The sequence below is a fragment of the Leucobacter sp. L43 genome (assembly GCF_016597785.1).
Lineage (GTDB): Bacteria > Actinomycetota > Actinomycetes > Actinomycetales > Microbacteriaceae > Leucobacter > Leucobacter alluvii.
Genome location: NZ_JAENJG010000002.1, coordinates 280989 through 303454 on the forward strand (window position 1 = coordinate 280989; position 22466 = coordinate 303454).

Here is a 22466-nt window from a genome sequence, read left to right on the forward strand (position 1 = left end):
GCCGATCGATTACTCCAATGAATAGACCTGATCACCAAGATGCGTTTACGCTATGAAAATGAACCTCGAACAGATCCGTGGCTTCGTCGAGATCGCGCAGCTCGGGCACTTCACCCGCGCCGCCGAGCGGCTCCACCTGGCCCAACCATCGCTCAGCAGGCAGATCTCAACCCTGGAAGCGGATCTCGGCGTCGAACTGCTGCACCGCGTCCGCGGCAACGTCGCTCTGACCCCAGCAGGGGAGCGGCTCCTGCCGATCGCGCGGCGGATGCTCGCCGACGCCGAGACCGCGCGCCACGAGATGACAGATCTCGCCGAGCTGCGACGCGGGCGCATACGGCTCGGCGCGACACCGACGCTCTGCACGAGCCTCGTCGCCGATGTGCTCGCCGCGTTCCGCGACCGCTACCCGGGCATCGAGATCGAGATTCTGGAGCGGGGCTCGCGGAGCCTCATCGCTGCGCTCGTCGAGGGAGCACTCGATCTTGCATTGATCGTAACGAGCGTGTCGTCCGGAGCGGCGCGTGCGGTGCTCGAACGCGAGCAGATTCTCAGCGAGCGTCTCGTCGTGGTGTCGGATCCGACCCGGCCGGATCCGTTCGGCCGCGACGAAACCGGTTCGGAGGACCCCGACCGTCCCGTCGAACTCGAGGAGCTCGCGCGAGTGCCGCAGGTCGTGTTTCCGGAGAACTACGATCTCAGGGTCACGGTGGACGCCGCGTTCCGCGCACGCGGAGTGACCCCGCTCGTCGCGGTCGAGGGAGCGGAGATGGACGCGGCGCTGAGCTTCGCCGGTCGAGGGATCGGCGTCGCCGTGGTGCCAGCGATGGTGGCGGCGGACCGCCCGATGCTGCGCACGGCTCCACTCGCTGACGCGGCGCTCTCGCGCACCGTGAGCATCGCGCGCCGCGTCGACATGGCTCCCACGCGCGCCTGCGCCGCGCTGCAGGCGGTGATCCGCGAGGTCGCCGACCGCGTCACCGCGCCCGGCGCCGAACTGTCGAATCTCGTGACGCGCGTCGGAGGAGCTGCGGAAGCTAGGAGCGCTGCGCCTCGACCTGCTTGAGGTCGGCCTCGAGAGCTACCCAGCCGAGCATCGCGCACTTGATCCGCATGACGAACTTGGAGACGCCCTGGAGCGCGACCGCGTCGCCGAGCAGTTCCTCGTCGGGATCGCCTTCGCCGCGCGCCTGGATCATCTCCCGGAATGCGTCGATGCGCGTCCGAGCCTCGTCGACGGTGAGGGCGTCGTCGCGCACCAGCTGCGACAGGATGGAGGCCGATGCCATCGAGATGGAGCACCCCTGACCCTGCCACGCCACCTGTCGGATGAGGCGGGTCTCGGGGTCGACTGAGATCGACAGATCGATCTCGTCGCCGCAGCTCGGATTGAACTCATGGTGCGACGCGGTCAACGCGGCCGCATCCGCCTCGAGTTCGCCCTTGCCGATCGGTCGCTTGGAGTGATCGAGGATCACCTCCTGGTACAACCCGTCCAGTGCACTCATGCCGAAACCTCCGCCCCGAAATACCGCTGAGCGCCGCGGAGCGCGTCGACGAAACGATCGACTTCGTCTTCGGTCGTGGTGACGTGCACGCTCGCGCGCGTACTCGACGTCAGGCCGAGCGCGCGATGCAGCGGCTGGGCGCAGTGGTGCCCGACGCGCACCCGCACCCCCTGCTCGTCGAGATACTGCCCCACATCGTGTGCATGCACGCCCTCGACCGAGACTGCGGCCAGTGCCACGCGCTGCGCCGTATCGGCCGGCCCCAGCAGGTGCAGACCCGGCGTTTCCAGGATGCCGGCGACCAGCCGCTCGACGAGTTCGTGCTCGCGTGCGGCTGCGCGGCTCATGCCGATCGCGTTCAAGAAGGAGACCGCTGCGCCCATGCCGACCGCTTGTGAAACCGGCTGCGTTCCCGGCTCGAAACGCTGCGGAGCCGGCATGAACTGCGCCGACTCCATCGTGACCTTCGTGATCGCGGAGCCGCCGGTTCGTGCCGGCGGCAGTGCGTCGAGCATCTCCGGGCGCCCGTAGAGCACTCCGATGCCGTTCGGACCGAACATCTTGTGCCCGGAGAACGCTGCGAAGTCGACGCCGAGCGCGGTGAAGTCCACGGGGATGTGGGGCACCGACTGGCAGGCGTCGAGCACGGTGACCGCCCCGACCGCGTGCGCGAGCTCGACGAGCTCCGCGACGGGTGCGACGTAGCCGGTCACATTCGAAATGTGCGCGAATGCGAACACCCTGGTGCGCTCGGTCACTGCAGCGCGCGCGTCGTCGATGGTCCAGGTGCCGTCCGCCCGCACCGGAATGTACCGCAGGCTCGCTCCCGTTCGCTTCGCGAGCCGCTGCCAGGGAATGAGGTTCGCGTGGTGCTCGGCTTCCGTGATCAGGATCTCGTCACCGGGTTCGAGTCGGAAGCGCTCACTGCCGGAGACGCCGAGACCGGCGTTCGCCTCGCCGATGCCGGTGGCGACGAGGTTGAGCGCGTCGGTCGCGTTCTCCGCCCACACGATCTGCTCGGGCGCCTCCGCTCCCACGAAGGACGCCACGGCGGCGCGAGCACCCTCGAACGCCTCGGTGGCGGCTCCGACCGCGCCGCTGGTGCCGCGATGCACTGCGGCGTTCGACGACTCGATAAACCGGCGTTCGGCGTCGAGCACCCGGCCCGGGCGCTGCGACGTGGCGGCGGAATCGAGGTAGGCGGGAGCGAACTCGAGCGCGTCTTGCGCGACGAAGTACGGGAACTCCGCGCGCAGCAGCGCGACGTCTTCGGGGGTGAGCGCGGGATGCAGCGCGAGGTCAGGCATGTTCTCCATTCTTCCACCTCTCGGGGTGGCGGTACCGGCCTGCAGTGCAACGCCGCCGAGCACCGCGCTATTCCGCGTCGAGCGTCACCGGCGCAGTGTTCGGACCGTGCCCGGCGCGATCGTCCGCTCCGCTCAGCCACCAGTTGATCGCGCCGGCCGCGAGCGCCAGCACGGCGGCCGCGAGCGGCAGCACGAGCGCCGCGCGCGTGCCGAGATCGGTCGCGACGACGCCGGTCAGGGCGGCGGCAGCCGACTGGCCCACCATGAGTCCGGAGCCGAGCATCGTCATGACGGTCGCCGAGCGGCCGACGGGACTGCGTGCGGCGCCGAAACTGTAGAGCGTCACGAGGAGCGGCCCGACGCCGATGCCCATGATCGCCAGGCTGAGCAGAATCGAGGGCACGTCGTGCGACCACTGCAGCAGCACGGCGCCAGCCACGATGCAGACCGCGAACACGGGCCACCGGGCGCGAAGCGAGAAGCGCGGGGGAAGCGCCGCGACCCCGATGGCGAAGATCGCGGAGCCCACGCCCATCGCCCCGTAGATCAGACCGGCACTCTCGGGATCGCCGCGATCCTGCATGAACGACGTGAGCGACGTGAGCATCGAGCCGAAGAACAACCCAACGGTCACGATGCCGAACACCGTCACGAGGAGCGCGGGTCGTGCGAGTTCCGACGCGGGAGCGAGCACTGCCGCGCGCTGCTCCGGGGATTGCGCGGGCGCGCTCGTCCGGTGCAGGGCGAAGGCGGTGACGAAGAGCAGCGTGAGCACGGCAGCGCCCACGATCGGCGCCCACGCGCCGATCGTGGTGGCGAGCACGCCGACGATCACCGGGCCGAACACGAAGATGACCTCGTCGGCGGCCGACTCGTAGGCGAGCACGTTCGACAGCACCCTCGGCCGCCGCTGCGCCGGCAGATCGTGCGCGACGATCGCGACGAGCCTCGAACGCGACATCGGCGACGTCTGCGGCACCGTGGCGCCGGCGAGGAATGATCCGAGGAACAGCACCCACGTCGGCAGCGGGCTGAACGCGATCCAGGCCAGGGCGCCGAGCAGTGCGCTGTTCGCGATGGCGGCGATGAGCAGTGTTGGCCGCTGCCCGTAACGGTCTGCCGCCGCGCCGATGAGGGGCCCGACGCAGGCGACGCCCAGCCCGACCATCGCCGAGTTGAGACCGCCGAGTTCAACGGAGCCGCGCGCGGAGACGACGAGCGTGAGCACGCCGATCACCATCATCGCGAACGGCAGACGCGAGACGAGGGCGAGCGGGTAGTACAGCTTCCCGGTTCGACTCAGGAGCGTGACCCCGCGGGGCGACGTGTCAGGGACCGGGTGCTCGCTCGTCTGATGCATAGCCGGCCGAGTCTAGCAGCTCGTTATGAGACGGATCCCACGGCGACTTCCTGCTCGGCGAGGAAATCGGTGAACGCCTGCGCGTCACCGGGGGAGCCCGTGAAGGGAACGCCGTCGACGACGACGAACGGCGTGCCGGTCACGGCGAGCTGCGGATCCTCAGCGCCCGGCACGGGATTGTCGAACACCCACTCGTTGAGCGCCTGGGCGAAGGGCACGAACCGCTCTGACTCGATGCACGATCGCACGTCGTCGTTCGCGCCGCCCGCCGCCTCGTCGACCGCGTCGATCAACGCACCGTTGTCGAGTCCGCCGGTCGTCTCCGCCGGCTGCACCGCCGGATCGAACAGGTGGCGGTGCACCTTCCATGCGGCTTCCGGCTGCGCTTCCGCCACGCACGCCATGGCGGCCGAGGCGCGCGACGAGTACTGGTCTGGGGAGATGCGATCGAGGAATGTCAGCGGAGTGATCTCGACCGATGCCTGGCCGCTCTCCATCAGCCGCTCGAGCGTTTCCCCGTTCGTGGTCTCGAAGACGGAGCAGGAGGGGCAGCGGTAATCGACGTACACGCGAACCGCGTGCGCCTCGGCTCCCGCCTCCTGCGGTTCGGGGGCGCCGCTGCTCGGAATCTCGGATCGGACCACGCCGTCCTGATCGAACACGATGCCTCCCGTGGCCATGTTCTCGGGCCACGACATCGGATCCTCCGAACCCTGTGGCTCGTCTGCAGCGCCGGGGGCGCCGGAATGGGAGCCGGACGGGGCGGTGATCGAGCCCGCGAGAGTCACGGCCGACACCACGCCCAGCACCAGCGCGACGAGCAGCGCGAGCGCTCCGGAGGCGAGCCCGACGACCGCCGGAGCACGGCGGCTGCGGGAGATCACACCGACGATGCCGAGCACCACCGCTGCGACGGCGAGCAGCGCTCCGAGAATCGCACCGAGACCGAAGTAGAACGCGGAGACGATCACCGTGACCAGAGCGGCGAGACCGAGCGCCATGGCTGCGATCGAGAGGTTGCCCTTGCCGCGTCGCCGCGATGCCGAGCCCGATTCGGCGTAGGGGTGGGGCGGTGCTGGCACTGGTTGCTGTGGATCGGTCATGGATTCATTCTGTCAGCAGGCCCACGCCAGGGCGCCGCACCCGCCGCACCCGCCAGGTGACGCGCGCGCATACGATTGAGGCATGATCCTTCTCGCGGCGACGCCGATCGGAAACCTCGGTGACGCCTCCGCGCGGCTCCGCAGCACCTTCGAGGAAGCGACCGTCGTGGCCGCGGAGGACACGCGTCACACCGCCCAGCTGCTCCGTCTCCTCGGAATCGAGAATCGACCGGAACTCATCGCGCTGCACGATCACAACGAGCACGAGCGGGCGGCAGCGCTCGTCGAACGCGCGCAGACTGAAGACATCGTGCTGGTGAGCGACGCCGGCATGCCGACCGTTTCCGACCCCGGGTTCCGAGTGGTGCAACTGGCCGCCGAGCGCGGGGTCCCCGTCAGTGCGATCCCCGGCCCGAGCGCGGTCATCACGGCCCTCGCCGTAGCCGGCCTCCCGACCGATCGTTTCGCCTTCGAGGGCTTCCTGCCCCGCAAATCCGGCGAGCGCGCGCGTGCCGTCAGCGCACTCGCCGCCGAACGGCGAACGCTGGTCTTCTTCGAGTCGCCCAGCCGGCTCGCGGCGTCGCTCGGCGACCTCGCCGACGCGTTCGGGGATGATCGCGCGGCGGCGGTCTGCCGCGAGCTCACGAAGCTGCACGAGGAGGTGCGGCGGGGAGGTCTGCGCGAGCTCGCCGCCTGGGCCGCAGACGGGGTGCGAGGAGAGATCGTCGTGGTGGTGAGCGGCGCGGCGTCGAGCGCTGCATCGCCCGAATCGGCGCTCGTCGAGGTGCAGGCCAGAGTGCAGGCGGGAGAGCGTCTCAAGGACGCGACTCGGGCCGTGGCCGAGGCCACCGGTCTCTCATCGCGGGAGCTGTACGCGGCCGCGCTCGCCAGCCGTCGGTGAAGCGCGGCGTCTGCGCGTCGGCTCGCGATCACAGGCGAAGGTCGGAAGCCTCCCAGCCGCCGGGCAGCGCAATGCGCCATACTCGAAACGCATTCATGGCCGCGCGCCCACCGCACCTCCTTGTGCATCGGAACGGACGCGGCTCCTCGCGACTCGAAGGACTCCTATCACCGTGAAACTGACGCGCGCCATCGCCCCTGCCGCCCTCGTTGGCGCACTGCTCCTGGTCGGCTGCTCGAGCGGCGGCGGATCGGCGAGCGCCGATGCTTCCGGCACCGATTGCCTCGCTTCCGGTTCGGCCAGTTCCAGTGTGAAGGTCTCCGGTTCGGTCGGCGAGGATCTCGAACTCACCTCGGACACCCCGGTGGAGGCTGACAAGATGCAGCGCTCCGTGCTGGAAGCGGGCGAGGGGGACGTCGTCGAGGAGGGGCAGTCGGTGCTCACATCGATGACGCTCTTCAACGGTGCCGACGGGTCGGCGCTGCAGCAGCTTCCCGCGAGCGCGATCCCGGTCGAGAAATCGGGGCTCGCCGAGTGGGCGTACGACGGTCTGCGGTGCGCCACCGCCGGCGAGCAGATCGCGCTCGCCGCTCCGTACGCCGACGTCTTCGGCGAGACGCCGCCCGAGCAGACCGGTCTCGAGAACATCACCGCCGACGACTCGCTCGTCATCGTGATGGAGTTCGGGGAGATCACCGATGCGGGCGACGCTGCCGCTGCGACGGGCGAGCCGGGAACGCTGAAGAGCGATGAGCTGCTCTCCAAGGCGGAGGGCAAGCAGGTCGCCGCGCCCGACGGGTTCCCGACGGTCAAGCTCGCCGAGGACGGCGAGCCGACGATCACCGTCCCGGACGGCCTCGAGGCACCCGACAAGCTCGAGATCGCCACGCTCGTCGAGGGCGACGGCGAAGAGGTGCAGCCGGGCGATCGCGTCTACGTGAACTACCGCGGCGTGATCTGGCGCACCGGCGAGGAGTTCGATTCGAGCTGGAGCCGCGGAGAGCCCACCGACTTCCTCACGACCCAGGTCATCGGCGGATTCCAGAAGGCCCTCGAGGGCCAGAAGGTCGGTTCCCAGGTCATCTCCGTGGTGCCGGCCGAGGACGGCGGCTACGGTGCGGCGACGCTGGAGCAGCAGGGGCATCAGGGCGACGACGTGATGGTCTTCGTGCTCGACATCCTCGGCACGGTGCACGCGGACGCGCCCGCCGAGTAGCCTGGAGCGATGAAGCGCGTCATCGTCCTCGGTTCCACCGGATCCATCGGCGAGCAGGCGCTCGACGTCATCCGCAAGCATCCTGCGAAGTATCAGGTCTCCGGCCTCATCGCAGGGACGCAGGCGGATCGCCTGCGCGAGCAGGCGGACGAGTTCAACGTCGAGCACACCGGTCTCGGCGCCGACGCCGCGGTGCAGCTCATCCGCGACGTGCAGGCGGATGTCGTGCTCAACGGCATCACCGGCTCCGTCGGGCTCGGCCCCACCATCGCCGCGCTCGAAGCCGGGCGCACGCTCGCGCTCGCGAACAAGGAATCGCTCATCGTCGGCGGCGATCTGGTGACCGGGCTCGCGGCTCCCGGGCAGATCGTTCCGGTCGATTCCGAGCACTCCGCGATCGCGCAGGCGCTGCGGTCGGGCAGCCGCGACGAGGTGCGCCGCCTCATCCTGACGGCGTCTGGCGGACCATTCCGGGGTCGCACACGCGAGCAGCTGCGCGATGTGACGCCCGCCGAGGCGATGACTCACCCCACCTGGAACATGGGCCGCGTGGTGACGACGAACTCGTCGACGATGGTGAACAAGGGGCTCGAGGTGATCGAGGCTCACCTGCTCTTCGGTGTCTCCTACGGCGATATCGAGGTCGTGGTGCACCCGCAATCGGTGGTGCACTCCATGGTGGAGTTCATCGACGGGTCGACCATCGCCCAGGCCTCGCCCCCGGACATGCGGCTGCCCATCGCACTGGGGCTGTCATGGCCGGATCGCATGGGCAATGTCGGAGTTCCGCTCGACTGGCGGTCGGCGACGGCGTGGGAGTTCGAGCCGCTCGATTCGGCCGCGTTCCCCGCCGTCGACCTCGCCAAGGAGGTCGGTCGGGCCAGACTCACGTATCCGGCGGTCTACAACGCCGTGAACGAGGAGGCGGTCGACGCGTTCCACGCCGGTCGCATCGGGTTCTTGGACATCGTCAACACCGTGCGCCGGGTGGTCGAGGCGCACGAGACGCCGGCGCAGCTCACGCTCGAGTCCCTCGCCGAGGCCGAGCGCTGGGCGCGCGAGCGCGCGCAACTGGCGATCGACGCGCGCGGGCGCTGACGCGAGCCGCAGTCGAACCGCGCTGCGACCGACGGTGATCCTGAGAAGGCCTGCGGCTTCCCCGAAACTCCCCAGCGGTGCGCAGTAGCCTGAGCGGGTGACTGAGGTACTGCTCTACGTGCTCGGCATTCTGATCTTCGTGATCGGTCTCGCCGTGTCGATCGGCCTGCACGAATTCGGGCACCTCATCCCTGCGAAGCTCTTCGGCGTCAAGGTGACGCAGTACATGCTCGGGTTCGGCCGCACCATCTGGTCGAAGCGCAGGGGCGAGACCGAGTACGGCGTGAAGATGATTCCGCTCGGCGGGTACATCGCGATGTCGGGCATGTACCCGCCGGAGCAGCCCGGCGCGGCAGCGCGGCCGTCGACCACGGGGTTCTTGAACTCGGTCGTGCAGGAGGGCGCCTCGTTCGGCAAGCCCGACGCCGAGCCCAAGCGAGGCATGGCGGCGGTGGTCGAAGACGCTCGGCTGGCGAGTGCCGAGTCGATCGATTCTGGGGAGGATCACCGCACCTTCTACCGGCTTCCCCCGTGGAAGAAGATCATCATCATGCTGGGCGGGCCGCTGATGAACCTCGTGCTGGCGTTCGTGTTCTTCGCGATCGTGCTCGTGGGGTTCGGTGTGCCGCAGAACAGCACCACGCTCGGTCAGGTCAACGAGTGCCTGGCGCCGGCGAACAGCAATGCGTCCTCGTGCAGCAGCGATGATCCGGCCGCGCCGGCCGCCGCGGCCGGACTGCGCCCCGGAGATCGCGTCATCTCGGTCGACGGGACGCGGATCACCAGCTGGGATCAGTTCCGCACGATCATCGGAGAGTCGCCGGGCGAATCGCTCTCCGTGGAGATCGAGCGCGGTGGCGCAGAGCAGACCGTCTCGTTGGAACCCGTGGTGAATACGCGGACGGTCACCGACGCCGACGGAAACGCGGTGACGCGCGCCGACGGCATGGTGCAGACCGAATCGGTCGGCATGATCGGTGCGGTTCCGGCGAGCGAGAACGTCGCGCAGCCGATCACCGCCGTGCCGGCGTTCGTCGGCGAGAACGTGCAGCGGGTCGCCGGCATCATCATCCGCATGCCCGAACGCATGGTCGACGTCTGGAACGCCGCGTTCGGCAGCGAGGCGCGCGATCCGAACGGGCCGATCAGCGTCGTGGGTGTCGGCCGCATGGCCGGGGAGATCGTCAGCCTCGACGACGCGCCGGTCGCCGCCCGTGCGCAGACGATGATCGGTCTGCTCGGCTCGCTGAACGTCGCGCTCTTCGTCTTCAATCTCGTGCCGCTCCTGCCGCTCGACGGCGGCCACGTCGTCGGCGCGGTCTACGAATGGTTGAAGCGCGGCATCGCCAGGCTGCGGCGGAAGCCGGACCCCGGGCCGATCGACACCGCCAAGATGGTGCCCGTGACGATGGCGGTGGCCATTGTGCTCGGCGCGATGACCGTGCTGCTCATCTACGCCGACCTCGTCAAGCCGGTCTCGCTCTTCGGGTAGCGCCGGACCGCGGTGCTCCGACGCCTCTGCCGGTGGGACTCGCCTCCGGCACGCAGCCTGCGCGAGTAGACTCGGCCCGTGCCAGCAGTCAATTTGGGAATGCCGCAGACCGTCGAAGTGCTCGCTCCGCGGCGTCAGTCGCGCGCCATCAAGGTCGGGTCGGTGACCGTCGGTGGGAGCGCTCCCGTCTCGGTGCAATCGATGACGACGACGCCGACCACGGACATCAACGCGACGCTGCAGCAGATCGCGGAGCTCACCGCGTCGGGCTGCGATATCGTGCGGGTCGCGTGCCCCAGCCGTGACGATGCTGAGGCGCTGCCCATCATCGCGATGAAGAGCCAGATCCCGGTCATCGCCGACATCCACTTCCAGCCGAACTACGTGTACGCCGCCATCGATGCGGGGTGCGCCGCGGTGCGTGTGAACCCGGGCAACATCCGCAAGTTCGACGATCAGGTCGGCGAGATCGCTCGGCGCGCGAAAGCCGCCGGAGTCTCACTGCGCATCGGCGTGAACGCCGGATCCCTCGACCCTCGGCTGCTCGAGAAGTACGGCAAGGCCACCCCAGAGGCCTTGGTCGAGAGCGCCGTGTGGGAGGCGTCGCTGTTCGAGGAGCACGATTTCCACGACTTCAAGATCTCCGTGAAGCACAACGATCCGATCGTGATGGTCAAGGCCTACCGCCAGCTCGCCGAGCGCGGCGACTGGCCGTTGCACCTCGGCGTGACCGAGGCGGGCCCCGCATTCCAGGGGACCATCAAGAGCGCCACGGCGTTCGGCATTCTGCTCTCCGAGGGCATCGGCGACACGATTCGCGTCTCCCTGTCGGCGCCTCCCGTCGAAGAGGTGAAGGTGGGGTTGCAGATTCTGCAGTCGTTGAACCTCCGCGAACGCAAGCTCGAGATCGTCTCCTGCCCCTCGTGCGGGCGCGCCCAGGTCGACGTGTACACGCTCGCAGAGGAGGTCACGAAGGGCCTGGAAGGCATGAGCGTGCCGCTCAGGGTCGCAGTGATGGGATGCGTGGTGAACGGGCCGGGCGAGGCGAGGGAAGCCGACCTCGGCGTCGCCTCCGGCAATGGCAAGGGGCAGATCTTCGTCAAGGGCGAGGTGATCAAGACCGTGCCCGAGAACGAAATCGTCGCGACGCTGATCGCCGAGGCGAATCGTCTGGCTGCCGAGATGCCGGCTTCCGAGGGGACGGGGACGCCAGAGGTCGTGACCGCCTAGCGCAGCGCCTCAGGCGGCGCTGACGGCGGGGCGATCGCCGGAACCGTCCGTGAGCGGCGCGAGCTCGATCGTGCCGCTCGCGACGTCCGCAGCGGTGACCCGCACGTCCACTCGGGTCCCGGCGGTGTATCCGGCAGACGCGACCTGCGCGGTGACCGCGGGGTCGTCGAGCTGCACGCGGGCGCGCTCGCCTCGGACTTCGACCACGATCGCGGGGAGCACCTCTCCGACGCGGTCTCGCAGCAGCGCGGCTTCGACGCGATCGAGCGCCTGCGATCCCAGCTGACCGGCGAGCTGATTCGATGCGCGCATCAGCGCGGGCAACTCGTCGAGCGACGCCCTGGCCCACTCCGGAATCGGCTCATCCGCGCAGATCGCGGCGCAGATCACGAGCCCCCAGCGGTCCACCAGGCGGCGGAGCGGAGCGGTGACGTGGGCGTACGGCGCGGCGATCGCGGCTTGCATCGTCTGCTCCGGAACGACGCCGTCGAACGGCGTGTAATCGGCGCCGCGGAACAACGACGCTGCTGCCTGCAGCACCCCGGGCGTCGTCGGTGACGCGTGATCGAGCTGCTGCAGGTACTCGCCGTATGTCGTGTCCGCGGGCCAGGGGTGCCCGAGGCTGGCGACCCGCGCACGAAACGCGGTGAGCGCAGCCTCGTCGGGCGCCGGCATCGTGCGCAGGATCCCGACGCCGGCATCGAGCATCATGCGACCGGCAGCCATGCCGGTGAGGAGCGAGAGCTGAGCGTTCCACTCCTCGATGGGACGCGCGAAGCTCCGCACGATGCGGTAACCGTTGGGCTCCCGCACGATCTCCTCATCCGGCATGTTCAGGCTCGCACCTCCGCGCGAGCGCTCGTGCTCGGCGCGCAGCAGGCCGACGTCGCGCAGCAGTTCGAGCAGCGGGCCGCCGGTACCAGCGTCGAGCGCGGTCTGCGCCGTCGCGTAGTCGAGTTGCGCTCGGGAACGCACGCGGGCGCGTTCGACGTCGGCGCTCGTGACAGCGCCGGACGCGTCGAGGTCGAGCTTCCATACGTACGCGACACGATCGGCGCCGGGAAGCAGTGAGGCGCGGCCCTCGCTGAGCTCCGCGGGATGGAGTGGAATACGGCCGTCCGGCAGGTACAGGGTCTGTCCGCGACGCCGTGCCTCTCGGTCGAGCGCGCCTCCCGGTCTCACGAACCCCGGGAGGTCGGCGATCGCGTAGCGCACGCGGAATCCGTCGTCGCGGTGCTCGATGTGGAAGGCCTGATCGAGGTCCTTCGCACCGGCGGGATCGAGCGTGACGAACGGAATGTGCCGGAGGTCCTCACCGGGCTCCGACGTCTCGGCGGTGCTCGCCTCCGCACGAGCGTCAGCGGGAAAGTCGGACGGCACGGCGTTGTCCGTCCGGAGCGCGGCGAGGGCGGCCGCGAGCTCGCCGTGTGCGGTCTGGGGGGAGAGATGGGCGCGCCGGTTCGGCATGCGGCCAGCCTACTGCGGTGCGCTCGTAGACTGTGAGCGTGAGGACCGGGAAGCAGCAACACTCAGAAGATGCGCAGGCCGCGGAGCTGCGCGAACGACTCGATGCAGTGATCGCCGATGCCGGCGCTTCGGGCCACCGCGGGTTGATCCGTCGCATTCTCTCGACGGGAATCGGGCTCGGCACCGACGGTGCGACGCGGCTGGATCTGAAGATCACCGCGACGGCGGTCGAGGAGATGCGAGCGGCGTTCCGACTGTTCGCTCCCTTCGTCGGCGTGCCCAAGGTGACGATTTTCGGATCGGCCCGCACCCAGTCTCACGATCCCCTCTGGGTCGGCGCCGAAGCCGCTGCCCGAGGTCTCGCGGAGTTGGGCTGGATGGTGGTGACCGGAGCCGGCCCCGGGATCATGGAGGCGGCGGCGACGGGAGCCGGACCCGAGCGATCGCTCGGCATCTCGATCCGTCTGCCGTTCGAGGAGGCTCCACTCGATGTCGCCGCCGATGACGGGCACCGCATCGCGATGAAGTACTTCTTCACGCGCAAGCTGATGCTGGTGAAGGAGTCGCGGGGCTTCATCTGCCTGCCAGGGGGGTTCGGCACGATGGACGAGACCTTCGAACTGCTGACGCTGCAGCAGACCGGCAAGATGGAACCGATGCCGATCGTGCTGCTCGATCGTGCCGGGGGCACGTACTGGCAGGGTTTCGCGCGTTTCGTCACCGAAGAGCTCGCGGGTTCCGGGCTCATCGCGGTCGACGATCTCGATCGCGTGCTCGTCACCGATTCGCCCGACGCGGCGATCGCGGAGGTGACCGGATTCTGGCGCAACTACGATTCGCTGCGCTGGCAGGGCGAACAGCTCGTGCTCCGGGTGCGCGCCGAACCGAGCGATGCGGAGCTCGATGACCTGAACGAGCGATTCTCGGGTCTGTGCGAGGTGGGGGCGATCACCGGCTCGGGGCCTCTCGCGTCGGAGATCGCCGACGACGATGCGCTCGATCTGCCGCGTCTCGTGCTCACCCCACGTCGTCGTGCGGTGGGGGATCTCTATCGACTGATTCGGGCGCTGAATGAGCTGGATTCCGCGCCACGGTGACGTGTGACCGCGGCGCGGGGCCTGCCCCGTGAGACGCGCCTCACGCTGCCACGTACTCTGCGAGGTGCTCCCCGGTGAGCGTCGCGCGTGATGCGACGAGGTCGGCTGGGCTTCCCTCGAACACGATGGTGCCGCCTTGCTGCCCGGCGCCGGGCCCGAGGTCGATGATCCAATCGGCGTGCGCCATGACGGCCTGGTGGTGCTCGATCACGATCACGCTCTTGCCGGCGTCGACGAGACGGTCGAGCAGTGCGAGCAACTGCTCGACGTCGGCGAGGTGGAGCCCGGTCGTCGGCTCGTCGAGCACGTAGACGTCTGCCTCGTCGAGCATGTGGATGGCGAGCTTGAGTCGCTGCCGCTCGCCGCCCGACAGGGTCGAGAGCGGCTGGCCGAGCTTGATGTAGCCGATACCCACGTCCACCAGGCGATCCAGAATCTTGGCCGCCTTCGGGATGCGCGTCTCCGGGGCGGAGAAGAACTGCTGCGCCTGCGCGATCGACAGGTCGAGCACCTCGGCGATGTTCTTGCCGCCGAACCTGTACTCGAGCACGGCGGCGGCGAAGCGCTTCCCCTCGCACACTTCGCACACGCTCTCCATCGTCGCCATCATGCCCAAGTCGGTGAAGATGATCCCCGCACCCTTGCACTCCGGGCAGGCACCCTCGGAGTTCGCGCTGAAGAGCGCCGGCTTCACGCCGTTGGCTTTCGCGAACGCCGTGCGCACCGGATCCAGCAGGCCCGTGTAGGTCGCCGGATTCGAACGCCGAGAACCCTTGATCGCCCCTTGGTCGACCGCGACGACGTCGTCTCGATTCGCGATGTAGTTGCCGATGAGCGTGCTCTTGCCGGAACCGGCGACACCGGTCACCGCGCACAGCACGCCGAGGGGCACATCGACATCGATGCCCCGCAGGTTGTGGCGATCAGCGCCCCTGATCTCCAGTGCAGCGCTCGAGGTGCGCACCGAATCCTTGAGCTTCGCACGATCGTCCAGATGCGTGCCGGTCAGGGTTCCCGACGCCCGCAGCGCCGCGACTGTGCCCTCGAAGCAGATCTCGCCCCCATCGATGCCCGCTCGAGGACCGAGGTCGACCACGTGATCGGCGATCGCGATCATCTCCGGCTTGTGCTCGACGACGAGCACGGTGTTGCCCTTGTCGCGCAGCTTGAGGAGCAGCTGATTCATTCGCTGGATGTCGTGCGGATGCAGGCCGATCGACGGCTCGTCGAAGACGTAGGTCGCGTCGGTGATGGGGGAGCCGAGGTGCCGAATCATCTTCGTGCGCTGGGACTCGCCGCCCGAGAGCGTGCCGGTCGGGCGGTCGAGGCTCAGGTAGCCGAGCCCGATCTGCACGAACGAGTCGAGGGTCTCGACGAGCTTCTCCACGAGCGGGGCGATGCCGGCGTCTTCGATGCCGCGCACCCACTCCGCGAGATCGGTGATCTGCATCGCGCAGACGTCGGCGATCGACTTCCCCGAGATCTTCGAGGAGCGCGCGGTCGCATTCAAGCGCGTGCCAGCGCATTCGGGGCACGCCCGGAAGACGATCGCGCGATCCACGAACGCACGAATGTGCGGCTGCATGGCCTCGCGGTCCTTCGAGAGCATCGACTTCTGGATGCGCGGGATGAGCCCCTCATAGGTGACGTTCACACCATCGGCCTTGATCTTGCGCGGCTCTTCGTGGAGCAGGAGGTGGATCTGCTCATCCGTGAAATCCCGGATCGGAGTATCCATCGGGAGCAGGGCCGCGAAGATGCGCCCGTACCAGCCGTCCATGCTGAAGCCCGGCACCTGCAGCGCGCCCGCGGCGAGCGACAGCTCAGCGTCGTAGAGCTCTTCGAGGGCGAAGTCGCTCACGGAGCCTCGTCCTTCGCAGGTGGGGCACATGCCGCCGAGGATCTCGAAGCTGCGACGCTCCTTCACCTGCTTGCCGCCCTTCTCCAGAGTGACAGCGCCCGCGCCGCTGATCGACGCGACGTTGAAGGAGAACGCGTTGGGCGAACCGATGCGGGGGCTGCCGAGCCGCGAGAAGATGATGCGGAGCATCGCGTTCACGTCGGTCGCCGTGCCCACCGTCGAACGCGGGTTCGCCCCCATGCGCTCCTGATCGACGATGATGGCGGTGGTCAGCCCTTCGAGCACGTCGACATCGGGTCGGCTCTGAGACGGCATGAAACCCTGCACGAACGCGCTGTAGGTCTCGTTGATCAGGCGCTGCGACTCTGCAGCGATCGTGCCGAACACCAGGGAGCTCTTGCCGGATCCGGAAACGCCCGTGAACACCGTGAGGCGGCGTTTGGGGAGGTCGACGCTGACGTTCTTCAGGTTGTGCTCGCGCGCGCCCCGCACACGGATGCGGTCGTGCGAATCTGCGATGTGCGTGGTGGTCATGCAGTCAGAGTAGTGGGAGCCGCCGACATCCGCGCCCCGACTTCCGCTCGGTTGCTAGGCTCGCAGCATGACCCTTCCCGAGACGTGGATCGCGCACCGTCGAGAGGACCGCGAGCTCGTGGGCTGGATCGAACCGGAAAGCGACGGCTTCACGCCCTACGACCTGCTGGGTCGCCCGCGGTCGCCCGAGCCGATCGACTGGCTCACGGCCGAGGAACTGCTCGAAGCACTCGGGATCAGGTACCTCGCGGATGCCTACGCCTTGCGCACCGAGAGCGGGGAGTGGGTCCGCGTACGCATCGTCGAGGCGTCTGCGACCGGAATCGGGGTCAAGGAAGACGACTTCGGCGACATCGGGGCCCCGGTCTCCGCGTACGGGGTGCCGTTTCCCATCGATGATCGACTCGTCCCGTTGGCGGCGGCCCCCGGCCCCGTGCGCAGTCGCTTCCTCTGATGCCGGCAGCGGAGTGGGCGCAGCGCCCGGAAACGCGGCGCCCGAGCCCCCTCGCGATTTCGGCGGCCGTCTGCGTGTGCGCCATGGCGCCCGTCTGGTTCGTGCTCCACTGGATCTGGGCAGGGATCGCCCTCGGCGTCACCGGGCTCGCGCTGGCCGCGCTCGCGAGTCGGACGCGAGACGGGCGCGCTGCGCCGCACGTCCTCATGCGGGTGGGCTTCGAGCCGGACCGGTCGCAGCGGCCGCCGTCCCTGCTGCGCGACCTGTCACTCATCGTCATGGGCCTCGGAGTCGTCCGCTTGATTCCGCTCGCCGCTCACCTCGACAACTGGTCGATGGTGAAGTTCACGCTGGCGCTCGGCGGCGCCGTCGCGCTGCCCTACGTCGTCTCGCGCTTCATCTACCGCGATCGGGCGACGAGCTTCCCCTGGCGGGGCGCCGGGTCCGCGCGGGGTGAGCGCTGGGGTCCTTATCACTGGGCGTGGCTCGTCGCCGTGATCGTGCTCGCCTGGGTGATCCTGCCCTGGTACTTCATCTCCTCAGGCGTCTACACGAACTGGCCGGTCGTCGACACCCCGGAACTCGTGGCGCGGCTCTTCGTCGGAGTGGGCGCGGTCGGCATCTGGGACGAGCTGTTCTTCATCTGCACGGTATTCGCCGTGCTGCTGCGGCACTTCCCGGTGTGGCTGGCGAATCTGCTGCAGATGGTCGTCTTCGTGTCGTTCCTCTGGGAGCTCGGGTACCGCTCGTGGGGGCCGCTGCTCACGATTCCGTTCGCACTGATCCAGGGCATCATCTACCTGCGGACCCGTTCGCTGTCATACGTGGTGACCGTGCACCTGCTCTTCGACGCGGTCGTGTTCGCCGTGCTCGTGCACGCGCACCAGCCGGCCGTCTTCGATTGGTTCCCCACGGCTCCGTAGTCGCCCGAGGGCCGGGCCCCGGTTACTCGGCCAGCAGCGACGCGATCCTGCGCACCGCGAACTCGTACCCCTGCACCCCGCAGCCCACGATGACGCATGCGGCGATGTCGGAGAGGTAGGAGTGCTGACGGAAGGCCTCGCGGGCGTGCACGTTGGAGATGTGCACCTCGGCGGTGGGCAGCGCGACGCCCGAGATCGCGTCGCGGATCGCGATCGAGGTGTGCGTGAAGGCGCCGGGGTTGATCACGATCGCCGCGCAGTCCTCGCGCGCCGCGTGAATCGCGTCGATGATCTCGCCCTCGTGGTTGCTCTGCACCGCGCGCACCTCCAGCGAGAAGTCCCGCGCCGCCCGCGTGACCAGCGATTCGACGTCGGCGAGCGTCGCCGACCCGTAGATCTCCGGCTCGCGCGTTCCGAGCAGGTTGAGGTTCGGTCCGTTCACCAGCAGGATTCGTGCGGTCATGTTGCGCTCCTTCGCTCGGCCACGGGTCGATGCAGTCGGTTCCATGCTAGCGGCGGGTCGATCCTGCTCCGCTCCCGGCCAACCTGCTCCGCTCCCGGCCCTCCCGCTTCGCGACGGCGCCATCCCGCTTTGCCCCCGGCCGCAGCCGCGACTACCGTTATGGGGTGACCGAGCAGCAGCCACTTCCGCCCAAGAGCTTCGACCCGACGACGTTCCGGGAGAAGCCCGTGTCGTTCGTGCGTCGGAGCGGCCGCATGACCCCGTCGCAGGAGCGCGCGTGGACCGACCACCATGAGAAGTACGTGCTCGACATCGCGCACGGCCCGGCGGCCACGAGCGTCGCCGATGGGGAGACCGGCGACCCGGAGCAGATCTTCGGGCGGACGGCGCCGCTCATCGTGGAGGTGGGGTCCGGGCAGGGGCATGCGATCCTGCACGCATCGCAGACCCGGCCGGACACGAACTTCCTCGCGATCGAGGTGTTCCGCGCGGGGCTGGCCCGCACCATCATCCGGGCAGAGGCGGCGGGCGTCGAGAACCTGCGCCTCGCAGAGGTGAACGCGCCGGAACTGCTCGAGAAGTACCTGCCAGCAGGCTCGGTCGACGAGATCTGGGTGTTCTTCCCGGACCCGTGGAAGAAGGTGCGGCACCACAAACGGCGCCTGGTGAATGATGACTTCGCGCGCGTGGCCCGTCGCGCGCTGCGGCCCGGCGGCGTGCTGCGGCTCGCGACGGACTGGGAGAACTACGCCGAGCACATGCGGCAGGTGCTCGATGCCGCCGAGGGCTTCGAGCGCGACTTCTCGGGGGAGTGGGCCGATCGCTTCGACGGGCGCATCCTCACCGCGTTCGAGGAGAAGGGCATCGACAAGGATCGCCGGATCCGCGACCTGACGTACCGTCGCGGGACGGCGACATCCGCGATGACTGCGACCATCGAGGAGACACCATGAGGACCGCCATGAGGCGCGGAGGAATCGTCGCGGCGGCCATCGCGCTGACGATGGGCGCGGCGGGGTGCACGGCGCTGATCCCATCGTTCACGGACGACGCCGCGCCTGCCCCGGCGCCAACGTCGCAGGCCGAGCAGAGCCTGGACGGCGCGTGCGAGACGGTGAATGCCGAATGGGGGTTCGCTCTCGACCCGTGGGTGGCCCTCGAGGCGGATACCGAGAGCAAGGATTTCGAGAGGAAGCGAACGGAGCACCAAGCGGTGATCTCCACCCTGCAAGACATCGCCGAACGCGTCGACGTTCCCGAACTGCACGACGCCCTTGACGCGTCGATCGCCGCGCATCAGCAGTACGCCGACACCATTTGGACGGGCCTCGCCGATATTCCCGAAGGGTACGTCGCCAACCCCGACGACCCTGCGAATCTCGTCCTCATTCTGGGGAAGCAGAAGAGCGCCTTCGAGCAGCAGATGTCCGATGCCGACGTGCGGCGCTACGAATTGTGCGGCGTGATGCAGAGCGGTCAAACTGCAGCGCAGGCGTGCGAGGTCGCCAATGGCGACTGGGTCGATGCCGGCCTGGTGTTCAGCGGCGCCTCCAATGCCGCGGCGAGGGGTGACGTCGCCGCGGCGCAGCTCCAGGCGGCCGACGGGCTCGCGCAGCTCACGGCGGCGCTGGCGCAGGTGACCGATCCCGAGGCTTACGCGGAGATGGCGCGCATGTATGACGCCTACGAGACCTACTACGAAGACGTGGTCACCACTCTGCTCACGGAGGAGCAGGCGCTCCAGCTCCCTGCCGACGAACTCGATGCGTACATTGCCGAAGCAGACGCAGCGTTCACCGTCTGGGACGAGGCGCTCACCGCTGGCGAGGAGCGGCTGTCGACCTACTGCGCCGGCCAGGAGTAGTTTCCGGCGCGACCGCGCGGCGGTAGCCTGGGCGGCATGAGCAACGGCAGACTCACCGACTGGGCCCGCTCCCTGGGACTGTCCACCCCGATCGTGTGCGCACCCATGGGGGGTGTCGCCGGCGGACGACTGGCCGCCGCCGTGTCGCGAGCAGGCGGGCTCGGGATGATCGGCATGGGCAGTGCGGGTTCCGTCACCGCACTCGAACGGGAGCTCGGGGCTCTCGGAGAAGGAATCGGCGCCGGAGGAGCGCCGTTCGGCATCGGGCTGGTCGCCTGGGGCATCGCGCGGGATCCCGAGCTGTTCGAGCGCGCGCTCGCCGCAGGGCCAGCGCTCGTCTCGGTGAGCTTCGGCGAATGGGGCGACGCGCACGCCGACGCGTCGTGGGTCGAACGAGTGCACGCCTCCGGTGCCATCGCCGTGACGCAGTCGGCGACGGTCGACGAGGCGATGCGCGCCGCGGCCGCCGGCGTCGATGCGATCGTCGCCCGCGGCAGGGAGGGCGGCGGTCACGGCGATCATCAGCACCCGCGGGATGCGCTGCTCGCCGAGATCATCGCCGCCGTCGACGCTCCGGTGCTCGCAGCAGGGGCGATCAGCACGTCGAGCGACGTGGCCAGGGTGCTCGACGCCGGCGCCGCGGGAGCGTGGATCGGCACCGCATTCGCCGCGTGCGAGGAGGCGCTGACCCCACCACCGGCTCGGGACGCGCTGCTCCGAGGATCCGCCGCCGACACGCTGGTCACCCGGGTCTTCGATGTGGCGCTCGAGCGGCCCTGGCCAGAGCGCTTTCCGGAGCGGCTGCTGCGCACGCCCTTCATCGATCAGTGGCATGGGCGCGAGGACGAACTCGCGGGCGACGCCGAGGCGCGCTCCGCGTTCGCGGCCGCCGCAGCGGCGGGCGATTACTCGATCGTTCCCGTCGATGCCGGCGAAGGGGTCGGGCATCTCACGCGCGTGCGATCAGCGTCGGAGGTCATCGCGAGCCTGCGCTGAGCCGTGCAGAGCGCGGCCGTCCTCGTCAGTGCCTCGTGAGGAACCCGCGCAGCAGCGCAGAGGAGCCTTCGACGTGCTCGAGCATCGCCTCCGCCGCCGACTGCGGTCGCCCGGCGAGAATCGCCGACACGATCGCTTCGTGCTGATCGTTCGAGTGCACGATGTTGGGCTGCAGCATCGGAATCGCTTCGAGCAGCGCATTGACGCGCGTGCGCAGGTTGGCGACGAGCGGTACGAGGCTCGTGGAGCCCGAGAGCTCGGCGATCAGCAGGTGGAGGCGCGAGTCGAGCCGTCGGTGATCCGCCGCTTCCGAGCTCGAGCACTCCTCCAGTGCGTGAGCGAGCGCGGCCCGCTCCTCCGCGGAGAGCTCTCGCCCTGCCGCTTCGCGCGCCGCCCCCACCTCGAGCACGCGGCGCAGCGTCGTGACGTCCTCGATCTCCGCAGCGCTCGGCAGGGTCGCGGAGCCGCCTCCCAGCGCGGAGTCCTCGGGAATGCGGTCGGCGACGAACGTGCCGCCGTACCGGCCCCGCCGAGAGACGACGTATCCGGCGTCGGCGAGCGTCGCGAGCGCCTCGCGCACCGTGTCGCGGCTCACCTTGAGCATCGTCGCCAGGTCGCGCTCCGCCGGGAGCCGCTCGCCCGGACCGATCATGCCGAGGCGGATCGATTGCAGCAGCCGCTGCATCGTCTCCTCGTACGCATTGGTGGGCCGCGCCGCCCTGATGAGCAGCTCGATGCCCTCTGCCGCTTCCATCGTGCGGCGCTCAGAGCGGCGTCGTGTACGCGCTCGTCAGCCCGCCGTCGACGAGGAAGGTGGAGGCGGTGATGAAGGAGGCGTCGTCGCTCGCCAGGAAGGCGACGGATGCGGCGAGCTCCTCCGGCTGAGCGAAGCGGCCGACGGGAACGTGCACGAGACGTCGGGCGGCGCGCTCCGGATCCTTCGCGAAGAGCTCCTGCAGCAGCGGAGTGTTCACCGGCCCGGGGCAGAGCGCGTTCACGCGGATGCCCTGCCGCGCGAACTGCACGCCGAGCTCGCGCGTCATGGCGAGCACGCCGCCCTTCGACGCGGTGTACGAGATCTGCGAGGTGGCCGAACCCATGATCGCGACGAACGAGGCCGTGTTGATGATCGATCCGGATCCCTGCGCCGTCATGTGGCGGAGCGCCGCCCGCGAGCACAGGTAGACGCTCTTGAGATTCACATCCTGCACCTTCTCCCACGCGGGCAGTTCAGTGACCTCGATCGAGTCGTCGTCGTCCGGGGAGATGCCGGCGTTGTTGAAGGCGATGTCGACCGCGCCGTACTCGCGCGCTGCCGTGTCGAAGAGATGGTTGACCTGCGCTTCGTCGGTGACGTTCACCTTGACGAAGAGGCCGTCGACTGCGGCGGCGGCCGCTGCGCCGCTCGTCTCGTCCATGTCGCCGATGACGATGCGCGCCCCTTCGGCGCGCATGCGTCGGGCAGTGGCGAGACCGATGCCGCTTCCGCCGCCGGTGATGACGGCGACCTTGCCGGCGAGGCGCTGCGTGAGGTCGATGGGGGTGATGTCGCTCATGACGGATCCTTCCTGAGGAAAGCAGGGTACAGCGTG

General features: G+C 69.0%; 21 protein-coding genes. 12 read left to right on the forward strand and 9 right to left on the reverse strand.

From position 1 onward, the window contains the following. Positions 1-58: 58 nt before the first annotated feature. Positions 59-1066: a LysR substrate-binding domain-containing protein gene (locus tag JE033_RS10530; RefSeq protein ID WP_200331464.1), complete on the forward strand. Its 1008-nt coding sequence runs from the start codon at positions 59-61 to the stop codon at positions 1064-1066. Here the strand turns inward: JE033_RS10530 and sufU are convergent. Genes sufU through JE033_RS10550 form a run of 4 tightly spaced genes read right to left on the reverse strand, consistent with a single transcriptional unit; the run spans position 1038 to position 5278 of the window. Beyond that, positions 1038-1508: a Fe-S cluster assembly sulfur transfer protein SufU gene (sufU, locus tag JE033_RS10535; protein ID WP_090150664.1), complete on the reverse strand. Its 471-nt coding sequence runs from the start codon at positions 1506-1508 to the stop codon at positions 1038-1040. The genes JE033_RS10530 and sufU overlap by 29 nt on opposite strands. After that, positions 1505-2824, reverse strand: a complete 1320-nt coding sequence (locus JE033_RS10540; protein ID WP_200331465.1) for an aminotransferase class V-fold PLP-dependent enzyme — start codon at positions 2822-2824, stop codon at positions 1505-1507. Before JE033_RS10540 ends, sufU begins: the two co-directional genes overlap by 4 nt. Positions 2825-2882: 58 nt before the next feature. Further along, positions 2883-4175 (reverse strand): MFS transporter, encoded by a 1293-nt coding sequence (locus JE033_RS10545; protein WP_200331467.1) that lies wholly within the window; start codon positions 4173-4175, stop codon positions 2883-2885. A 23-nt stretch (positions 4176-4198) separates the two neighbouring features. After that, entirely contained in the window at positions 4199-5278 is a 1080-nt protein-coding gene (locus JE033_RS10550; protein ID WP_200331469.1) for a thioredoxin domain-containing protein, read from the reverse strand. Between the two features lie 82 nt (positions 5279-5360). Here JE033_RS10550 and rsmI point away from each other — a divergent pair, with 82 nt between their 5' ends. The 5 genes from rsmI to ispG all read left to right on the forward strand — a co-directional run bounded on the left by rsmI (position 5361) and on the right by ispG (position 11215). Then, a complete protein-coding gene (gene rsmI / locus JE033_RS10555; protein WP_090150652.1) occupies positions 5361-6179 on the forward strand; it encodes a 16S rRNA (cytidine(1402)-2'-O)-methyltransferase in 819 nt (272 codons plus the stop codon). A gap of 172 nt (positions 6180-6351) precedes the next feature. After that, positions 6352-7395, forward strand: a complete 1044-nt coding sequence (locus JE033_RS10560) for an FKBP-type peptidyl-prolyl cis-trans isomerase (protein WP_200331471.1) — start codon at positions 6352-6354, stop codon at positions 7393-7395. Between the two features lie 9 nt (positions 7396-7404). Continuing rightward, positions 7405-8493, forward strand: a complete 1089-nt coding sequence (dxr, locus tag JE033_RS10565) for a 1-deoxy-D-xylulose-5-phosphate reductoisomerase (protein ID WP_200331473.1) — start codon at positions 7405-7407, stop codon at positions 8491-8493. Between the two features lie 97 nt (positions 8494-8590). Then, the gene (locus JE033_RS10570) at positions 8591-9985 is read left to right on the forward strand and encodes a site-2 protease family protein (protein WP_200331475.1); all 1395 of its coding nucleotides are present in this window, start codon (positions 8591-8593) and stop codon (positions 9983-9985) included. Between the two features lie 99 nt (positions 9986-10084). Then, complete coding sequence (gene ispG / locus JE033_RS10575) at positions 10085-11215, forward strand: flavodoxin-dependent (E)-4-hydroxy-3-methylbut-2-enyl-diphosphate synthase (RefSeq protein WP_090150633.1); 1131 nt, start codon at positions 10085-10087, stop codon at positions 11213-11215. Between the two features lie 9 nt (positions 11216-11224). Here the strand turns inward: ispG and JE033_RS10580 are convergent, their stop codons facing one another. Beyond that, positions 11225-12682, reverse strand: a complete 1458-nt coding sequence (locus JE033_RS10580; protein WP_200331477.1) for an RNB domain-containing ribonuclease — start codon at positions 12680-12682, stop codon at positions 11225-11227. A 38-nt stretch (positions 12683-12720) separates the two neighbouring features. Here JE033_RS10580 and JE033_RS10585 point away from each other — a divergent pair, with 38 nt between their 5' ends. Then, positions 12721-13779, forward strand: a complete 1059-nt coding sequence (locus JE033_RS10585; protein ID WP_200331479.1) for a TIGR00730 family Rossman fold protein — start codon at positions 12721-12723, stop codon at positions 13777-13779. 40 nt (positions 13780-13819) lie between these two features. On the opposite strand, the gene JE033_RS10590 is transcribed toward JE033_RS10585, so the two are convergent. Beyond that, positions 13820-16174, reverse strand: a complete 2355-nt coding sequence (locus JE033_RS10590; protein WP_200331481.1) for an excinuclease ABC subunit UvrA — start codon at positions 16172-16174, stop codon at positions 13820-13822. A gap of 67 nt (positions 16175-16241) precedes the next feature. Here JE033_RS10590 and JE033_RS10595 point away from each other — a divergent pair, with 67 nt between their 5' ends. Together JE033_RS10595 and JE033_RS10600 are read left to right on the forward strand one after the other, a co-directional pair. Next, complete coding sequence (locus JE033_RS10595) at positions 16242-16628, forward strand: hypothetical protein (RefSeq protein WP_200331483.1); 387 nt, start codon at positions 16242-16244, stop codon at positions 16626-16628. Further along, positions 16628-17551: a CPBP family intramembrane glutamic endopeptidase gene (locus JE033_RS10600; RefSeq protein WP_200331485.1), complete on the forward strand. Its 924-nt coding sequence runs from the start codon at positions 16628-16630 to the stop codon at positions 17549-17551. The genes JE033_RS10595 and JE033_RS10600 overlap by 1 nt, the downstream gene beginning before the upstream one ends. Before the next feature lie 22 nt (positions 17552-17573). Here the strand turns inward: JE033_RS10600 and aroQ are convergent, their stop codons facing one another. Further along, positions 17574-18014, reverse strand: coding sequence for a type II 3-dehydroquinate dehydratase (gene aroQ, locus JE033_RS10605; protein WP_200331487.1), 441 nt, complete (start codon positions 18012-18014; stop codon positions 17574-17576). 164 nt (positions 18015-18178) lie between these two features. Between aroQ and trmB the strand changes: the two genes are divergently transcribed. The 3 genes from trmB to JE033_RS10620 are packed head-to-tail and all read left to right on the forward strand — an operon-like array spanning position 18179 to position 20874. Continuing rightward, a complete protein-coding gene (gene trmB, locus JE033_RS10610) occupies positions 18179-18967 on the forward strand; it encodes a tRNA (guanosine(46)-N7)-methyltransferase TrmB (protein ID WP_200331490.1) in 789 nt (262 codons plus the stop codon). Beyond that, positions 18964-19878 carry a hypothetical protein gene (locus JE033_RS10615; protein WP_200331492.1) on the forward strand — a complete coding sequence of 305 codons (915 nt, stop codon included), beginning with the start codon at positions 18964-18966 and terminating at the stop codon, positions 19876-19878. The genes trmB and JE033_RS10615 overlap by 4 nt, the downstream gene beginning before the upstream one ends. A gap of 36 nt (positions 19879-19914) precedes the next feature. Beyond that, entirely contained in the window at positions 19915-20874 is a 960-nt protein-coding gene (locus JE033_RS10620; RefSeq protein WP_200331494.1) for a nitronate monooxygenase family protein, read from the forward strand. 25 nt (positions 20875-20899) lie between these two features. On the opposite strand, the gene JE033_RS10625 is transcribed toward JE033_RS10620, so the two are convergent. Next, entirely contained in the window at positions 20900-21628 is a 729-nt protein-coding gene (locus JE033_RS10625; RefSeq protein ID WP_200331496.1) for a FadR/GntR family transcriptional regulator, read from the reverse strand. A 10-nt stretch (positions 21629-21638) separates the two neighbouring features. Next, positions 21639-22430: a 3-oxoacyl-ACP reductase gene (locus JE033_RS10630; RefSeq protein ID WP_090150619.1), complete on the reverse strand. Its 792-nt coding sequence runs from the start codon at positions 22428-22430 to the stop codon at positions 21639-21641. Positions 22431-22466 lie beyond the last annotated feature (36 nt).